General features: G+C 34.3%; 17 protein-coding genes and 1 pseudogene. 12 read left to right on the top strand and 6 right to left on the bottom strand.

Annotated elements, in window-relative coordinates:
• Positions 1 to 4: 4 nt before the first annotated feature.
• Positions 5 to 256, bottom strand: a complete 252-nt coding sequence (locus tag ACIPKN_RS03875; RefSeq protein WP_400933560.1) for a hypothetical protein — start codon at positions 254 to 256, stop codon at positions 5 to 7.
• Between the two features lie 193 nt (positions 257 to 449).
• Between ACIPKN_RS03875 and ACIPKN_RS03870 the strand changes: the two genes are divergently transcribed.
• Positions 450 to 788, top strand: coding sequence for a YolD-like family protein (locus ACIPKN_RS03870; RefSeq protein ID WP_400933558.1), 339 nt, complete (start codon positions 450 to 452; stop codon positions 786 to 788).
• Positions 789 to 1,325: 537 nt separating this feature from the next.
• On the opposite strand, the gene ACIPKN_RS03865 is transcribed toward ACIPKN_RS03870, so the two are convergent.
• Complete coding sequence (locus ACIPKN_RS03865) at positions 1,326 to 2,171, bottom strand: FRG domain-containing protein (RefSeq protein ID WP_400933556.1); 846 nt, start codon at positions 2,169 to 2,171, stop codon at positions 1,326 to 1,328.
• Positions 2,172 to 2,919: 748 nt separating this feature from the next.
• Here ACIPKN_RS03865 and ACIPKN_RS03860 point away from each other — a divergent pair.
• A complete protein-coding gene (locus ACIPKN_RS03860; RefSeq protein ID WP_142511107.1) occupies positions 2,920 to 3,420 on the top strand; it encodes a hypothetical protein in 501 nt (166 codons plus the stop codon).
• A 295-nt stretch (positions 3,421 to 3,715) separates the two neighbouring features.
• Entirely contained in the window at positions 3,716 to 4,987 is a 1,272-nt protein-coding gene (locus ACIPKN_RS03855) for an oligosaccharide repeat unit polymerase (RefSeq protein WP_400933554.1), read from the top strand.
• Positions 4,988 to 5,035: 48 nt separating this feature from the next.
• Here the strand turns inward: ACIPKN_RS03855 and ACIPKN_RS03850 are convergent, their stop codons facing one another.
• A complete protein-coding gene (locus ACIPKN_RS03850; protein WP_400933552.1) occupies positions 5,036 to 5,686 on the bottom strand; it encodes a FusB/FusC family EF-G-binding protein in 651 nt (216 codons plus the stop codon).
• Positions 5,687 to 6,116: 430 nt separating this feature from the next.
• On the opposite strand from ACIPKN_RS03850, the gene ACIPKN_RS03845 reads away from it, so the two are divergent.
• From ACIPKN_RS03845 to ACIPKN_RS03815, 7 genes and pseudogenes are all read left to right on the top strand, one after another.
• Entirely contained in the window at positions 6,117 to 7,910 is a 1,794-nt protein-coding gene (locus tag ACIPKN_RS03845) for a S9 family peptidase (protein ID WP_400933550.1), read from the top strand.
• A gap of 65 nt (positions 7,911 to 7,975) precedes the next feature.
• Complete coding sequence (locus tag ACIPKN_RS03840) at positions 7,976 to 8,611, top strand: class I SAM-dependent methyltransferase (protein WP_400933548.1); 636 nt, start codon at positions 7,976 to 7,978, stop codon at positions 8,609 to 8,611.
• A pseudogene (locus tag ACIPKN_RS03835) lies at positions 8,608 to 9,565 on the top strand (HD domain-containing protein). The gene ACIPKN_RS03840 and the pseudogene ACIPKN_RS03835 overlap by 4 nt, the downstream one beginning before the upstream one ends.
• A 490-nt stretch (positions 9,566 to 10,055) precedes the next feature.
• Positions 10,056 to 10,454, top strand: coding sequence for a MarR family winged helix-turn-helix transcriptional regulator (locus tag ACIPKN_RS03830; protein ID WP_400933546.1), 399 nt, complete (start codon positions 10,056 to 10,058; stop codon positions 10,452 to 10,454).
• Complete coding sequence (locus tag ACIPKN_RS03825; RefSeq protein WP_400933544.1) at positions 10,454 to 10,801, top strand: DUF3147 family protein; 348 nt, start codon at positions 10,454 to 10,456, stop codon at positions 10,799 to 10,801. Before ACIPKN_RS03830 ends, ACIPKN_RS03825 begins: the two co-directional genes overlap by 1 nt.
• A gap of 11 nt (positions 10,802 to 10,812) precedes the next feature.
• The gene (locus ACIPKN_RS03820) at positions 10,813 to 11,295 is read left to right on the top strand and encodes a GNAT family N-acetyltransferase (RefSeq protein ID WP_400933542.1); all 483 of its coding nucleotides are present in this window, start codon (positions 10,813 to 10,815) and stop codon (positions 11,293 to 11,295) included.
• Positions 11,296 to 11,425: 130 nt separating this feature from the next.
• Positions 11,426 to 11,890: a hypothetical protein gene (locus ACIPKN_RS03815; RefSeq protein WP_142507949.1), complete on the top strand. Its 465-nt coding sequence runs from the start codon at positions 11,426 to 11,428 to the stop codon at positions 11,888 to 11,890.
• Between the two features lie 361 nt (positions 11,891 to 12,251).
• On the opposite strand, the gene ACIPKN_RS03810 is transcribed toward ACIPKN_RS03815, so the two are convergent.
• The 3 genes from ACIPKN_RS03810 to ACIPKN_RS03800 all read right to left on the bottom strand — a co-directional run bounded on the left by ACIPKN_RS03810 (position 12,252) and on the right by ACIPKN_RS03800 (position 14,602).
• Positions 12,252 to 13,448 carry an MFS transporter gene (locus ACIPKN_RS03810; RefSeq protein ID WP_400933540.1) on the bottom strand — a complete coding sequence of 399 codons (1,197 nt, stop codon included), beginning with the start codon at positions 13,446 to 13,448 and terminating at the stop codon, positions 12,252 to 12,254.
• Positions 13,438 to 13,926, bottom strand: a complete 489-nt coding sequence (locus ACIPKN_RS03805; protein WP_400933538.1) for a MarR family transcriptional regulator — start codon at positions 13,924 to 13,926, stop codon at positions 13,438 to 13,440. Before ACIPKN_RS03805 ends, ACIPKN_RS03810 begins: the two co-directional genes overlap by 11 nt.
• A 328-nt stretch (positions 13,927 to 14,254) precedes the next feature.
• Positions 14,255 to 14,602: a hypothetical protein gene (locus tag ACIPKN_RS03800; RefSeq protein ID WP_400933536.1), complete on the bottom strand. Its 348-nt coding sequence runs from the start codon at positions 14,600 to 14,602 to the stop codon at positions 14,255 to 14,257.
• Positions 14,603 to 14,929: 327 nt separating this feature from the next.
• Between ACIPKN_RS03800 and ACIPKN_RS03795 the strand changes: the two genes are divergently transcribed.
• Positions 14,930 to 15,439 carry a hypothetical protein gene (locus tag ACIPKN_RS03795; RefSeq protein WP_400933534.1) on the top strand — a complete coding sequence of 170 codons (510 nt, stop codon included), beginning with the start codon at positions 14,930 to 14,932 and terminating at the stop codon, positions 15,437 to 15,439.
• A gap of 123 nt (positions 15,440 to 15,562) precedes the next feature.
• Entirely contained in the window at positions 15,563 to 16,183 is a 621-nt protein-coding gene (locus tag ACIPKN_RS03790) for a hypothetical protein (RefSeq protein ID WP_400933532.1), read from the top strand.
• Positions 16,184 to 16,215: the final 32 nt, after the last annotated feature.

Here is a 16,215-nt window from a genome sequence, read left to right as displayed (position 1 = left end):
TCATTTATAAGTATGGAAATAATGAAAATAAAACAAAGAACACTAGCAGAATACATGCGAATATAAAAATTTTAGTGATAAATGGATCTGAAGTAAATGGATCTGAATCATTTTTATTTTGTACTTGTTTTTTGGTATATTCCTCGTACTCTTCCTCCTTAATCGTATTACAATATGCACATATCTCAATCTCAGCCCCATCTCTATGTACTTTCTTAAATGGATTAATGGCTAAACAATTAGGGCAATTACTCAATTATATTCTCCTCACTAATCTTATCTACTAATTACCATTTTAGGAAATTTAGCATGAATTGTATATATAAAATTAGGAAATAGTAACTGAAATCACGTTACTTATAATTTATTCCTGTGATTTTCACTTGCCAAAAACAGAACGTTAGTTCTATAATACATACAAACAAATGTTCTTGATGAGGGGCGATATTATGTTAAATGATCGTGGGAATATGAAGTGGACAGCAATGATGCTGCCTGAACATATAGTTCAATTAAAGGAATGGAAACGAGAGCGGTTTTATGATAAAAAGCGAGAATTAACTGAGTGGGAGTTAGAGGAGATTGAACAAACAATACAACGTGCCTTTAAATTGCGAAAATTAATTACTCTTACACTATGGCAAAACCTTAATCTACATGCCAAAACTGGATTAGTCACTGGAATGGATTCGTACAAAAAGGAGCTATTACTGGATACAGATATTTCAGTAAAACATAATTCATTTAATGATATTCAAGATGCAAAACTGGTGCACACTGATGATTAAACATGAAGAACGCAGCATATTACACCAATATTAATTTTAGATATGGCTATCAGGTTATTGCAACACGACTATCCATCGATTGAAAAGTTAAAAATGTCGAAGGTCTACATAAATATTGTAGATGGTTTATTAAAAGGTTTAAGTAATGATTTCTAATAAAAGACGTTTACTATCAAAGAAAGAGTTAGTGAAGTGGATAAAGTGGGTAAGTGTAGATGAATTTTCAGTTATGGACAGCTGGTGAAGATGAAGTGTTGCGCTTCGCCAAGCAAGCTTTAAATACACACGTAGAAAAAATAATAATTAAACGTTTAAAAATATAAAAAGACATTAATTTTATTTAATTTTAAAACCTAGAACAAAAATAACCCCGTTCTAAATTTAGAACGGGGTTAAAATATAGTTGTTTATATTATTCGATATAAGATACTTCACTATACAAAAAATATAAATAATAAAGTTGTTTGAAAATCTAAGCTATATTCAACCTTATCGCCTGTTAGCCTTCTATGAAATATAGCTTCACTACAGAATCTACTAAGTAATTTCATTATATAGCGATTTTGTGAAGCCATCAATTCCAGGAAATAAAGTTTCACTTGTTATATTCATTAATTTCAAGTCTTTTCTTATTTCATTATGATAAATTTTTGGAATCTTCACTTTAAGTAGGACACATTCTTGATTTAATAAATCCAATAAGTTATTATATTCAACAATTTCCTTACTTGTTGGCAATTGTTTTTGAAACTTATTTACTGTTAAAGAAAGATTATATTCAAATGCTTGCCGTCCTTCAAAAGGAATGGCGAATAGACCCTGTTGTCTTGATAGTCTCTCATGCAAATTAAAGGGTTCTATTAACATTACTAGTGGACTTAAAGTTTGTTCATTAAGTACATGGTTGCAATATTCCCTACTTCCGTAGTCAAAGTCATTATCAAAACCTCTGCATTTCTCTGTTTCAAGCCCTTTTTTATAAATCAAATCTTTATTTAGGCAAAACACAGCAGATTCTTGTAATGCTTGTTCAATAGAGAAATACATAGCCACATAATATGAATACGAGAAATCTAATAATCTTGTTGGACCTCCATGATGTTGTATTAATGACAACCACTCTAATGTATCTTCTTTTTGAGGTAGTTTTTCCATGTAATGAAAAGCTCTGCGCTTAAATTTATCAATGATTTTTCTCTCTATCTTTGGTATTTCTCTCCAATCTGTGTTGGTTGCTCCCCTTTCTAAGGAAGTTTGTAAAGACCACGAACTATTTGATTGGCCTCTAAAAACCCAATTGTTAATAGAATTAAATAATATTCTACAGTCATCCCATGATTTAATAGTATATTCACAAAATATGTTATCGTGATGCTTAGTCATAAAATTCACCTAGTTTTTTCTTCATTTTAAAGTAGTCTCCTTTGTATATGTTAGCTCTATTAAATTGTATCAATAATGGTAAGTGTTGTCAGTAGAGTTTTGGTGCATAAAGAGTATTTATGAAATATACAAATGCTACAGAATTGAACTCACTTTATAAAGAAAGTACAAAAAAATTGTTCGGTACCCCAATAGTACCCCCAGAAGTACCCCAAAAGAGCATACGAAAGTATACAATAATAGAAAACCGAAAAAGTTTGATACACTATGAATCGTTGATAATAAAGCAATCTATCTATAGAAAAATGAATATTATAAATTCATTTGAACTCTGGGAGAAAAACACACCACCAAAATGGTTATCCTAAAAAATTACGAAACACTCGTTTAAAATGCGGGTGTTTTTTTGTTTATAAACACTCGTATAGCAATGTTTATAGTGTGATGTTAAGTTGTTGTATTCAGCTAGCATTATAATAGGGGAAAGCAGAAAAAAGTATGTACCCCAGAAAGTACCTCAAGATTATAGATTTCATCTATTAATTAAGATGCGTGTACTACATCTTTTTAATAGTTTGGTTTAAATGAATTGTATGGTTTTTAACAGGAAAATTTGAGAAGCTTGCCGCCCAACCACTACATTTAATCAAAAATAAAGTGGAATTCTTTCTACAACCGTCTATACAATTGTTTTTGTATTTTAATAAGATACACAGAAAGTAATTTCTTTTTATTAGGAGGTGAAACTTTGTCAAATCAAACATCACCATGTCAAAATAGAAAGTATACGATTACTACAGGACCATTTCTTGTTCCATTGGATGCTGCAGTTGGACAGCCTAATAATCGACTTGTGATTCTTATAAAAAACCCTACAAGCAAACCATTAGAGGCTGATGTTGTGATTGAATATTGTCCTTCTTTACAGCTTTCAATGAAAGGAATATCACTTCCTTTTATAACGAATGAGAATGAAAAACCTTTTCTAGAAGGTCTTCCGTCAACTGTTATACCTCCAAGGAGTTGTACTCGATTGGAATTTGATATTAGTTCGATTGTAAATGGGATTCTTCATGTTAAATCTACAGGCGATTATTTAGTAGGCGAGCGCCCTTTACGTGGAAGACTTGAAATCGAAGTGGTTGGTGGATCAGGCCTTTCTAGTCCTACAAATCCTGGTCTTTCTGTTGCAGATCCTTCCATGGTATTCCATTTCGGTGATATGAAAGTTATGCTTCTCGGAAATTAAATTATAAAACCATTAAATGAGTACAGGCAGCATAAAAGCACTGTACTCGTTTCATTTTGATAGTAAGAGCTATTGATTTTTTTGTGTACCCAGCAGTATCCCGAACCACGAAGACAGAAAACACTTATTAGGCCTTTCATAATTCGATACGTTTCTTGATTACTTTCAAATTATTAACAAAAATAGTGAGTGAATATATAAAATAATCTGTTAATATGATATACTATTCTTGTTTTACATAATTGGAAATTAATATAAAGTATGGGAGAGAAAGCATCTTGGGGTGTGAAAGGATATGAAACAATTTTTAAGAAAATTAAATAAAATCGATACGTTTTCGCCGTATTTCTTTTTACCGTTTATTTTACTGCTATATTTCTTCACGAGCATGTTTGATTGGCATAGATTTGAAATGTTCAATTTACATGTTTCTATTTGGCCCGCAGTCATTTTAGCAGTTATTTGTTATTACATAGGTGTTTACGTTATAGACAAGATGAAATGGACAATTCCTTCATTTGGTCTGTCGTTTTTAGGCAAATATGTGATTCACTTTATCGTGTTTCTTACGTTACTTGGTTTATGCTCGTACCTTTTGATGGTTTTTGGAAGCGGACTTGGTATTTCAGATGAATCAAATCGCCGAAATTTAAATCCAAAGCTGAACTTCTTTAGTCAATTATTATGGTTTGGAGTGTTATTGCTACTATCCTATAAAATGATTTTAGAAAAGCATATGACGTGGAAGAAAGGGTTTATCTACGGTTCTATCTATGCATTTATCATTTTTTTATTTGTGTTAGTTGCCTATCGAACGCCATTAATTATTATCCTATTTACAGGGATCATCATTATCCACTATGTAGTAAAACGAGTGAAATTGGCGTGGTTTTTAACAACGCTATTAGTTATTGGTGTAGCTTTTTCTATGTTTAGTTTTATTCGTGTGTTAACGGAGGACCAGTCATTAGAATTTAATAGAAGAGATCAGCCTGATGTGGAGCTAACGGAAGAGGCAAGAGACCAGCTGTTAACGGCTGAACAAAAGGTAAACCAAACGCCGTTATGGGTGCGTGCATTAAATGAAGAAAGTGTAACAGGGCATATTGTGTTAAGTACAATTATTGAGTATACGCAGGAGAACGGTTATTTAAACGGTGAAGTCCATAAAGGTATCTTTAGTACGATATTACCTGGTAAGCAAATTTCACCTCGCATGATGGTCACGGAGGTTGTCAATTCCGTGAGTATAGAGAAGGGTAAGGTTATTACACGTGGAAATCGTACAACTACACCAACCTTTATCGGTCAATTATTTTTAGATGGGGGCTATTTATTAGTAGCAATTGGTTTCTTTTTATACGGTGCTTTAATTTCGCTTCTTTATAATAAAGTGAAGCAGGAAGGCATTCGTAGTTTCCATTCTGTCGCCTATGCCTTTTCGATTACGGTATTTACGGTGTCGATGCATACAGGTTTACTTGATTTAATCTTTGTTTTAATGCTCGGTTTTGTTATCATTGCATCGTCGATTATAAAAGTGGATCAAAATCAGCTTCGTTATTAATGATAAAAATTATCTAAAAAGCCTTCCCGCAATGGAGAAGGCTTCTTTTTATTGAGTGATGCGCTCGAAAAATGCTTTTGTTTTTTCAATATCCGTAACATGCCGATTGCATGATTGGCTATCTGCGCAAATATAATTACTATAATTCGTGAACGTTCCAACGGTTTGCCCTTTTACAGATGTAGTAAATAGGCCAACATCGGAATGGCGCTTACATATTGCACATATTCCACGAATTGTATCATTAGAGAATGTGCCTTTAATCGATTTTAGCTTGTCATCTTGTTCTAGCAAAACGTATTTTCGATGTGTTCCAGGATCATCCCAAGCTAAATAACAAATCTCCTGAAAATCCATTTCTTCAAGCTTTGGTAGTTTTAGCTTTTTTTCCTTTTTAAAAAGGCTTTTCAGTGTACTGGCAGTGACTGCTTTGAATGGGATGACGTATGGTTTTAATTGCTCTATATACTCATCACCTTGTGCGCGATTAGTCACTTCAAAAAGCTGTTCAATCAACTCAGCTTGCTCAGCGGACAGCGCTAATTTTGTTGTGATCTCGCTTTCAACGATACCGTGTACGGCAAGGATGACGTCCTTATCTTTCGTCGTAGCAAGTGTTAGTATGATTTTATTTATTTGCTGCTCAAGTAAATGATAGTTTGCGACCGTTAAAAACGGTTGGATTGTTGGTTTTTCCATTTGAATTCACTCCTGTATTGTAGGCTTTTCATAAAGGTTTATGGCCTAAAGAGATCATTCAATTATGTTATTTGGGTTAACTTTTCTAGACCTCTTTGACCTGTAATGTGTTTGGTCTAGAGCAAGCATTACAAAAGAATGCGTCCATTTCGATTCCTCCTTGAAAAGAAAACTAGTTTTATTATAACATTTTTTTGGTAAAATATAAAGTTAAAATATTCAGATATTAATATTAAAATAAATGGTATAATTATACTTATTGGGATTTCCATCACGTCGTGGGATTGATTCCCATCCAGGCTAGTTGCTTTCCTAGGCGTCCGATAAGTCGATTTGGATGCGGTCTAAGACGTTATCACTGGAAAAGGGATGGAAACCTTTTTAAAAAGTACTGTTACCAGAGAAAATTTTTAAGAAAAGAGGAACGTCTATGATTCAGTTTGAAAAGATGAACACAAAGCATTTTTTGCAAAATTTAACGGTAAGTGATTTTGCGATTAGTCCTAATGAAAAGCAGATGGTATTAAGTACGAATTTTAATGGATATTTTAATCTTTGGGGAATGGATTTAGAGAAAAAATTTCCATATCAAATGACTTTTCATAATCAAACTTCGGATTTTATTAAATATTCGAAAACAGGTGAATTTCTTTTAGTTGGCTTTGATAAAGATGGTGATGAGAATAGTCAAATTTATGCAATTTCACCTGAGGGAGGAAGCCTTGTACCAATTCGCTATAAAGAGGGAGAACGTCATTTCTACGCACATTTGACTGAGGATGGTAGACATCTTTATTATTCAACTACAGCTGGAAATTCAACGTATTTAAATAGTTTAGTTTATGACATTGAGAGTGAAGAAGAAAAGTCACTGATTGAGGGTAGTGATGCACCTACTTTTATCGCTACAGTTAGCCCAGAGGAAAAATCATTTGTTTATATTAAACAGTTTGGAAATACGCATTCCTTAGCATATGTACAAATTGATGGTGAGGAAGTATTGCTCACGCCATTAACGGATAAGCAGCATACAGTTTCCGATGTTGTGTATACTTCTGAAATGGAAATTTATTTTTTAACAGATTATGATGAAGATTTTAGCTATTTAGCAAAGTTCGATATTCAGTCGAAACAATTTACAAAGTTGCTTCAATTAGAAAAAGAAAACTTTACAAGTATTTATTATTCAAAAGAAGAGCAAGCACTATATATTGTCGGTTCCTATGGTGTAGAGGATCGCCTTTATCGTTATACAATTGTAGATGGAAAAAATGAAAAACTCGAAACACCTGTTGATATTATTGAGAAAATGGTTATTATGCCAAGCGGACATTTATATTTGCTTGGAAAATCGGCTACGAAGCCAAATAATATTTTTGTTTCAAAGGAAATGGGAAGTTCATGGTTAGAGGTAACTCACTATAGAGTACCGGGTGTTCGAGAAGAAGATTTGGTAGAACCTGAAGTGCTTCGTTATCCATCGTTTGATGGTTTGGAAATTGAGGCACTCTTGTTCAAGGCGAAGGAAGAAAATTCGAATGGCCATGTTATTTTATGGCCACATGGTGGTCCACAATCAATTGAACGCAAATCATTTCGACCGATGTTCCAATTTCTTGTTACCCAGGGATACTCTATTTTTGCACCAAATTTTAGAGGCTCATCGAACTACGGTCTAGACTTTATGAAAAAGGTTGAGGGCGATTGGGGTCATGGCCCACGTCTTGATAATACTACTGGGATTGATTGGCTTATTGAGAAGGGCTATGCTGATCGTGATAAAATGCTGCTTTTAGGTGGCAGCTATGGTGGCTATATGGCACTGCTATTACATGGTCGCCATGCAAATTACTTTAAAGCAGTTGTCGATATTTTTGGCCCAAGTAATCTGTTTTCATTTATTGAGTCTGTTCCGGATTTTTGGGCACCATATATGAAGCAATGGATAGGAGATCCAGAGAAAGACAAGGAAAGATTAACAGCCGATTCGCCAATTACGTATTTAGATGGTATGACGAAACCTATGTTAGTCATTCAAGGGGCGAACGATCCACGTGTTGTGCAAAAGGAATCTGACCAAATCGTTGCTGCTTTAAAAGACAAGGGGCGAGAAGTGGAATATATTGTGCTAGAAGATGAGGGTCATGGATTCACGAAAAAGGCGAATGAAATTTACGTGTATGAGAAAATACTCGAATTCTTTAATACACATATCCATTTATAAACGGGGACTTTTTAATTTATTCCACTATCAAACTCGTAATCGATGGAAAACATAGGAGGACTATTATGCTACTTAAGCAACAAGGATTTAATTTATGGGCTGATGGTTATGATAAAACGGTTCAGCTAAGTGAAGAAAGCAATCAATATCCATTTGCAGGATATAAAGCAGTATTAAATATGATTTTTAACGAGGTCATGTCCATTCCAAAATCAACTGTATTAGACATTGGATTTGGGACAGGGGTATTAACGGCAAAGCTTTATGATAACGGTCATACTATCAATGGGCTCGATTTCTCCTCGAAAATGATCGAAATCGCCAAAGAAAAAATGCCTGATGCAAACTTAATGGAGTGGGATTTATCAGAAGGGCTGCCATTAGAGCTCCTTCGTCAAAAATATGACGCCATTATTAGCACCTATGCGCTTCATCATTTTACCGATGAAATGAAAGTGCACTACATTACAGCATTATTGCAGCAACTAACAACTGCAGGCAAAATTTTTATCGGCGATATCGCGTTTGAATCAAGAAAGCAGCTTGAAAAATGTCGTCAAGACAGTATTGATTATTGGGATGATGATGAATTTTATTTTGTCCATGAGGAAATTAGCGCCTTATTAAAAGGAGTATGCCAATTAGAATTTTATCCAATCTCGCATTGTGGTGGAGTTTTTGTACTTTCGAATCTTGCATAGGAAGATGCTTACATGATTATTTATATGGTGAATTCGAAATAGATGATGTGTTAGCGGAACTTCTTTTGAGTAAAGGGGATTCATCAAGGTGGGGCAAGTTATCTTGTAAATAGCCAATGGAATGTAACGCGTTATGAGCATTCAGTTGGTGTCATGCTGTTAATTAAATAGTTAGGTGGATCTTTAGAGGAGCAGATTGCAGGTTTATTGCACGATGTTTCGCATACAGCTTTTTCGCATGTTATTGATTTCGCCATTGAAAATGAAGCTGAAGACTATCATGAAGAAATATTTAAAGAGGTTATTCATAAATCAGAAATTCCTAATATTCTTAAAAAGAATAACCTTGATTATGAACATCTACTTTTAAATGCTGCGACTTGGCATTTACTCGAACAACCAGCTCCTGATTTATGTGCAGATCGAGTAGATTATACTTTAAGAGATATGTACACATATGGGAAAGCCTCATTTGAAGAAATACAAAAATTTTTAGATGATAGTATCATTTATCAAGGAAAGATGTGTCTTAAAAGTATCAAAAGTGCAGAATGGTTTGTGAAAACATATTATCAAGAAGTACTTGATTTCTTTATGAATCCGTTAAATATTTATGCTTATCATAAATTTTCACAAACGTTAAAGTTAGCATTAGATAAAAAGATTATTACACTCGCTGATTTTCTTAAGGAAGATGAAGAACTAATTGTATTGTTGAAATCCTCAAATGATAGGCAAGTACAGGGCCTTTTACAGCTTCATCCTAATGTCAAAGTGAGGGTGGATCAAACAGATTTTGATATTCAGCAAAAGAATAAAACTAGACATATCAATCCTTTGCTTTACGATGAGAATCGATTAATAAGGGCAAGCGAAGTATCTGAAGATGTTAGAAAAATGAATGTTGCAGCTGAAGAAAAATTTCAACAGGGTGTGTTTGTGAAAATTATATGAGTATATCGATAAATTAGCACTTTTTCGATAGAACAAGGAAGGGGGTGTCAGTAGACAGCCCCTTCGCTTTTATGTAAACAGCTTTGAAAGGGTTGATATATGTTTATTCTTTTTTATGTAGTCGGTACACCACTTACAGTACTTATACAAAGAAAAAGCCTATGATTATTCAGGAGCGAACTCTTTGAAAACTTACGCAAAGGAGAGCTCTTTAACACGAGTTTAGACAATATTTTTTCCCTCGGTTCTCCCGTAATATCGTTTTGTCTAGCTGTCTTTATGTTGCTATGAAAACGTTCACTAACGATGCACTTCTGATTTTTCTTTTTACAGCTATTCCGATCATCTACCTAAAACGGTTTACAAAATTCGGTAATCTATGTAATCTAAATTAAAAAAACTGAAAATATAAAATTTTGGATATCTCTTTAAATGTATCGTATGTTGCGATATAATCTGTTTAGACGATATATTAAAAGGAGTAAATTTAATGATTAAAGAATTAAATAATTATTTTACATCAATTTATTACCATCTACATACAACGCATGAAGAGTTTATTTCGCATCAAAGCGTACGTATTTTACAGATGATTCATAAGGAGGATGAAGTAACTGTCCGTGATATTGCTGAGTTGCTGAATATTTCTCAAAACACAGCGTCAGAACATATAAAAAAGCTAGAGCGTAATGGCTGGGTGAAAAAGGAGCGATCTATCGAAGATCAACGCAAAGTATATCTACATCTTACATCTGAAGGGCTTCACATCTTAAAGAAAAACACAGAGTTAGATGATGAAAAACTACAATATGCACTAAAGCAGCTTTCAGAAGAACAACAGCAAATAATTTTACAGGCATTTCGTCTATTAAGCGAGGTGTCTAAATAATGTACACATTCGTAAAAATTCTTTGCTCGGCAGCCGTGATCGGTATTGTTACAGAGATTGCTAAAAGATTTCCTTCCTATGGCGGTATTATTGCCGCCCTACCACTTGTCAGTATTTTAAGTATCATTTGGCTTACTGTGCAAAGTGAGTCGAGTGAACATATTCAGCGCTTTACGGTTGGTGTAATCGTTGGACTACCAGCTACAATGTTTATGCTATTTGTTATTTATATGGCGATGAAATCATCGATCCATATCGTGTTTGCCATTGGACTAGGAATTGTTTCGTGGGCAGTATTTCTAGGTGTTCAAAAAGCCATTGCTAGTGTATTTAATTTTTCAATTTAGGAGAATAGTAGATGACAGTAATTCCAATTCTGCAATTACATCAAAATGATGTGTTACAGTTTTTTAAAGAGCATTGGGGAAGTACAGAAATGGTCATTTCCAGTGGGGTATATGACTGTAGTAAATTAGATGGCTTCGCCTATGTAGATGCACAAAACATGCTGTTAGGTCTCGTGACGTATATCATTCGTGATAAAGAATGTGAAATAATTTCCCTTGATAGTATTGTGGAGGGAAAGGGGGTTGGTTCATTGCTTGTACAAGCTGTTGAACAGCATGCATTCGAACATGGTTGTACAATGATTACCCTCATTACGACAAATGATAATTTACACGCGTTAAAATTTTACCAAAAAAGAGGCTATCAGTTAGTCGAAATCATACAAAACGCAGTCGAGCAAGCAAGAGCATATAAACCTGAAATTCCTTTACTCGGTAATGATGGGATTCCGATACGTGATGAAATACGATTAGTAAAGCAATCTGGCTTATAATGAGTCAGGTTGTTTTTTGTGTACGTGAAGAAGTTGATCGGTAAAGAAAAATCCTCACTGTTTATTTTCGAGGTTTCATCACCTACGATTTCTCGCTATACTTATGGGGAGTAAGAAAGTGAGGAATGAAATGAAAAAATTATTATTTGTTTTATTATTTAGTGTTCTAGTAGTGGGAGCGGCCTTTATTATTTATTTAAAAAGCAATCCACCACTTGTCATGAATAGTTATACGAATTCTACAGATGCTTCAACTACAAAAATCGTAGAAATAGAGAATAAAGGACTACGTGACATAAAGCTTCGGCAAATACTTATTAATAATAAAGTGCCTGAAAATGTTGAACTCGTCGTGAGTAAGTCGGAACCGTTTGAAGCAGAAACGAAGCTAGTAGGTAATCCGGATATTACGTATCATAAATTAAGACAAGTAAACATTTTTCCAAGTCAATACATAGATCGCAAGGCCATCGGAAAGGAGCCACAGCATTATGCGGTGAAGGTTGAGGCACCTAAAATTAAAAAAATCACGATTAAGTATGAGTATTTAAAAATGCCATTTACTTTAACAGCTGAGTTACAAGCTACTAACTAAAATGAAACTATAATCAGTAGAGGTTTTCTTTCCTGAATTAGTTAAAATTAGAAAAGCGCAAGAAATCAACGTTTCTAAAATTGATTTCTCGCGCTTTTTAAGGTTTTGATCAGTTTTGTCTTAACCTTATTGAAGCTATATAAAAAAGATTGGTTGTTTTTAATAAAGATTGATTGTTTTTAATAAAGATTGATAAAAATCGATATAAAGATTGTGAAGAAATGTACTTAAACAAAAGGTGCGGGTTATTTCAACAGTGTTGTTTTTTAACTTGTGTTCAACAATCGGGCCAGATTGTGAAGTGAAAACTAGTAAGACAACAGATATTAAAAGTATCTATATCCGTTGTCTTTTTGCTTATTTATGAAGTACTCCTGCTTTGAAATCTTTTATAAGGTAGTATGGAAACCAAGAGCAGTAAAACACCAAACAGCACAAATAAAGCAGAACTAGGCAGTACATGATATAATGCGGGGGACATTCCACCAAGCGCCATACCTGAATAACGGACGAAGTTAAAAACGCCTAAAGCTGTTCCTCGGTGCTCGCTGTACTCATTGCTAATAAGAGTCGAGAGAAGGGGGGCGGAAAATCCAACCATAATTCCATAACCAAATAAGATAATGCTTAACCCCACAAGTGATTGAGCGTGAAGTACACCAAATAGTATGACCTGCAAAGGCATAACAATTAACAGTGAGATAAACAAAGTATTTAGAGATATTTTTTTCTGCAACCTTTTAAATAACATACTCCCGACAATCATGCTGACTGTCAAAGGTAAATATAATAATCCAATGAACTGTAAATATACATGATAATGATCATGGAGCAAGACAGGCAGATAGACAAGAATAGCAAAATAGATGAAAAACACTAAAAAGCTAATGATCATAATACTTGTTCCAATGTAATGGGAAAAGACTGCCTTATATGCATGGATAAATCCTTTGGACGGTATTTCGTCAGTTTCATTCTGTTTTTCACTTGGCAGCAAATAAACAATGAACAACAGCAAGGAAACCGCCATGATCAAAAGAAAAAGGAAAATTCCCTCATAACCAAAAAACTCCCCAATAAAACCTCCAACCACAGGTGAAACGGCTGGTGCAAGGGTAAGCAGGATTTGATACGTTCCCATGGCACTTCCTCTTGCTTCACCTTCAAATAACTGTGCAATCATACTGATTGCAACTAAAGGGATTATCCCGGCCCCGATTGCCTGAATCATTCTGAACAGCGTAAACAACGTAAAACTGTTGGTGTAAGCACAAAAGACTGCTGATACGCCCATCAAAAGAAGACTAATGAGCAATAATCTTTTTTTATTTTGATGTTCAACCACAGTTCCCAGAACAATCTGTATCACTGCAATAATAAAGATAAAGCTACTGACCGTAAAATTCACCCAGCTGATGGATACTTCAAACGAATCCCGAATAAGGGGAATAATCGGTGTATAGATGTTCTGGCTTAAAGAAGCAAAAAACGTGCTAATACTCAAGGCGTATAAGACAAACGATTTTTTTGCGTTACATTTTGTATATTTAGTCTCCAAATGGAACGTCATCACCTTTAAGTTTGTCAGTAATCATTTCTAAAAAAGTTATAATGGTTTCTAATTCGTCGGTATTGAAACTATCTAATAGGCGCAGGTATCGATTTCTCGCCTTCTCATGCAATTGATCGTGGATAGAGGCAAGTTGTTTCCCTAAATCAGTAAGGAGATAGTGAACTTCTTTTTGATTGGTCTCCTGTCTGGTCTCGATAATAACGTTCTTCTCTAGCATTTTTTTGATTGCCTTTGTAATGGCTGGCTTGGAGACGTTTAACGTTTCCGAAAGGGATGTATTATTCGCAGATCCCTGTGCCTTGATGGCTGAAACAATATGTAATTGAGTGAGAGTCCAATCCATAACAATGGAGTTTTCCTCATTTTTTTTACTGAAGCTTTTCCTCTTTTGGACGGCTTCTCTTTCTTTGATAAATTGTTGCAAAGCATTCAACGCTTCCATCTTTTTGTCTATATGATTCATAATGTATCACCTAACTTTTTGTCTTTTGTTAACCGGTTAATAAAAATAGTTTACCAGTTAACAAAAAGAGGTGTCAAGTGTAAATTAACTGATAAACAATCAGACGGGATTGTTTAATAAGTGTCGCTGTTCTTCTTTTATAAAACTCCCATGAAAGAACTTAATCTTTCATTTTCTGTGGTGAAGAGATTATTTTCGCGCTTCATGGATGGCTAAAGGGGTGCTTTAGGGGATAAGAAGGATCTGAAAAACGTTGGCTTTTTTATATACAGTGAAATCAAGAGTTTAGAGTGATTTTTAATCAAATTTTATGATAATTCAACACTTATCACTTTCTTTTTTTTATTTGTAATTTGCCCTTATTAAACATAACAAGTCCATTAAATCGCTCATAAAAACCATATAACGGATATAACAGTCCAAGGAATACGATAAAGGAAGGTATTTTTTCGATAACAGGGATTACGCCTGATAGGAAAGATCTTAATGTTTCTGTTAAGAAAATAAATAAAGGAATGATTGCAATCGTACCAATTAATAGAAATGGGGTTACTTTTGTCTCTTTTAATTTGACGTGGCAATGTGGACATTCCATGGTAAATGGTGATGAAAAATCCTCAAAGTCTTCAAGCGATATTGCTTCTTGACAGTCTGGACAAGGTATAGATGTTTTCATAAATAAATCTCCTTAAAAACGAATTCCCTTTAGTATAGTTGAGAATACTTCCAAAAGTAAGCGGGAAATAGTGGAGTTAAGAAGTTGGGAATTCAAAGAAAAAGCGTATATAAGAAAAGGATCGGGTTCCATAAAACTTTGATGGGGAAGTCCACTGGACCGTTAAAGAGGGATAAAGCTTTGAATGGCTAATGAGCTATATACTCGTTTTATGTCTTATCATTTATGCCCGTGTCATTTCATAAGATTGTTTGATGAAAAAATACCATTAATACTAAAACGTGGTAATCTAATAGTAACATTCATTGAAATGTTAGGAGGGACTAAATGGGGTTTGTCGTCATCGGCATAGTACTTGTTATTTGTATTTTCACTGTTACTTTAGTGGTTATTAGGAAGCATTCAAACGGGGATATTAAACTGGAAGTAACAGCTGTATGTGAAGGAAAAAATGAATTAGATCAAGCTATTATAAAGATATATTTTACATTTTCAATAGGCAAACTTACACATCGTAAAAAAGAAATAATGGGCAGTATTGATTGGTCAAAAGGATGGATGCCTGTTTGCTATAATTTGAAGGAATATGGAGTCTATAAGGACGAAAGATTACTCCTTGCTACAAATGAGAAAACGTATACAACCTTCGAAATCAACGCTACAAATGCGATAGATCCTCTGGGACGAGGTGAGGGGTATGTTGTATTAATATTAGAGGACCCTATTTCTTCAGATAAATCCAGCGCAGGTGTGATTCTTGTAGTAACGGCCAATATGTTGACCTATCAGCTATCTGATTCAACTAGCTGGAATAATGACTTTGCAATTAATCATTAAATAATAAAAAAGCTATTCGTTAGGAAATAAAGTACCTGATGAATAGCTTTTCTGTTTGGTAGGGTAATAATGAAACTTATTCAAGTTAATTTCGTAGAATATTAAAAGGAAGGAGTGTCTTTGTTGTATTCGGTACTCTACTATAAGGAAAAACCTTGGGAGATAGATAATGAAGAGGAATTATACAAATATGCTGCTGGGGTTCAAAAGCACATCGCTATCTTAACCTATGGCAATCAGTTAGATGAACAAGCCTTAGATGAACTGATTGCAACATATTTAACAGAGGAAAGTTGCGACGACTCAAACAAATTTAATATAAGGTACGATACATATGATGCCGATGTGAAAAGTTCCCATAGGAATCATTGGATTTTTGGAATTCAGATGGACGATGAGCAGCTTTTAGCGTTTGAAGCGACTATCCAACGCATAGATGGTACGCATGTCCGAATTCAACATAGGAGTAGAGGACATTATGAAGTTAAAATTGATGGTAAACTATATTCCACAAAGGTATATCGAACTAGAGAGTGCTCGAAGGTTTACAGAGAGCCTGTAGAAGGGAGATATTTACTTTTTATGGACGAGGAGTCAGAAGATAATGAGCTGTTAAGAAGTAAAATGTATATGATGCCAGAAAAATTGCAATCGCTTTCTCTATCAGCGACAACTCCTCGTGAAGAATGGGAAGTATATGTACGAGATTGGATCAAACGATTACTAAAAATAATACAAGAGTGACGACCAATCATCAACCGAAAAGAAGGTAATAG

This window comes from Lysinibacillus sp. NPDC086135, from assembly GCF_044746345.1.
Taxonomy (GTDB): Bacteria; Bacillota; Bacilli; order Bacillales_A; family Planococcaceae; genus Lysinibacillus.
Note: the sequence above shows the minus strand (reverse complement) of the source record. Positions and strands in the feature narration are given on the sequence as shown.

Excerpts from the sequence above, each read along its gene's own strand:
- ACIPKN_RS03845 (WP_400933550.1), top strand. The coding sequence starts at position 6,117 with ATGATTCAGTTTGAAAAGATGAACACAAAGCATTTTTTGCAAAATTTA.
- ACIPKN_RS03855 (WP_400933554.1), top strand. The coding sequence starts at position 3,716 with ATGAAACAATTTTTAAGAAAATTAAATAAAATCGATACGTTTTCGCCG.
- ACIPKN_RS03825 (WP_400933544.1), top strand. The coding sequence starts at position 10,454 with ATGTACACATTCGTAAAAATTCTTTGCTCGGCAGCCGTGATCGGTATT.
- ACIPKN_RS03870 (WP_400933558.1), top strand. The coding sequence starts at position 450 with ATGTTAAATGATCGTGGGAATATGAAGTGGACAGCAATGATGCTGCCT.
- ACIPKN_RS03800 (WP_400933536.1), bottom strand. The coding sequence starts at position 14,602 with ATGAAAACATCTATACCTTGTCCAGACTGTCAAGAAGCAATATCGCTT.
- ACIPKN_RS03815 (WP_142507949.1), top strand. The coding sequence starts at position 11,426 with ATGAAAAAATTATTATTTGTTTTATTATTTAGTGTTCTAGTAGTGGGA.
- ACIPKN_RS03820 (WP_400933542.1), top strand. The coding sequence starts at position 10,813 with ATGACAGTAATTCCAATTCTGCAATTACATCAAAATGATGTGTTACAG.
- ACIPKN_RS03840 (WP_400933548.1), top strand. The coding sequence starts at position 7,976 with ATGCTACTTAAGCAACAAGGATTTAATTTATGGGCTGATGGTTATGAT.
- ACIPKN_RS03805 (WP_400933538.1), bottom strand. The coding sequence starts at position 13,926 with ATGAATCATATAGACAAAAAGATGGAAGCGTTGAATGCTTTGCAACAA.
- ACIPKN_RS03795 (WP_400933534.1), top strand. The coding sequence starts at position 14,930 with ATGGGGTTTGTCGTCATCGGCATAGTACTTGTTATTTGTATTTTCACT.
- ACIPKN_RS03850 (WP_400933552.1), bottom strand. The coding sequence starts at position 5,686 with ATGGAAAAACCAACAATCCAACCGTTTTTAACGGTCGCAAACTATCAT.
- ACIPKN_RS03865 (WP_400933556.1), bottom strand. The coding sequence starts at position 2,171 with ATGACTAAGCATCACGATAACATATTTTGTGAATATACTATTAAATCA.
- ACIPKN_RS03830 (WP_400933546.1), top strand. The coding sequence starts at position 10,056 with ATGATTAAAGAATTAAATAATTATTTTACATCAATTTATTACCATCTA.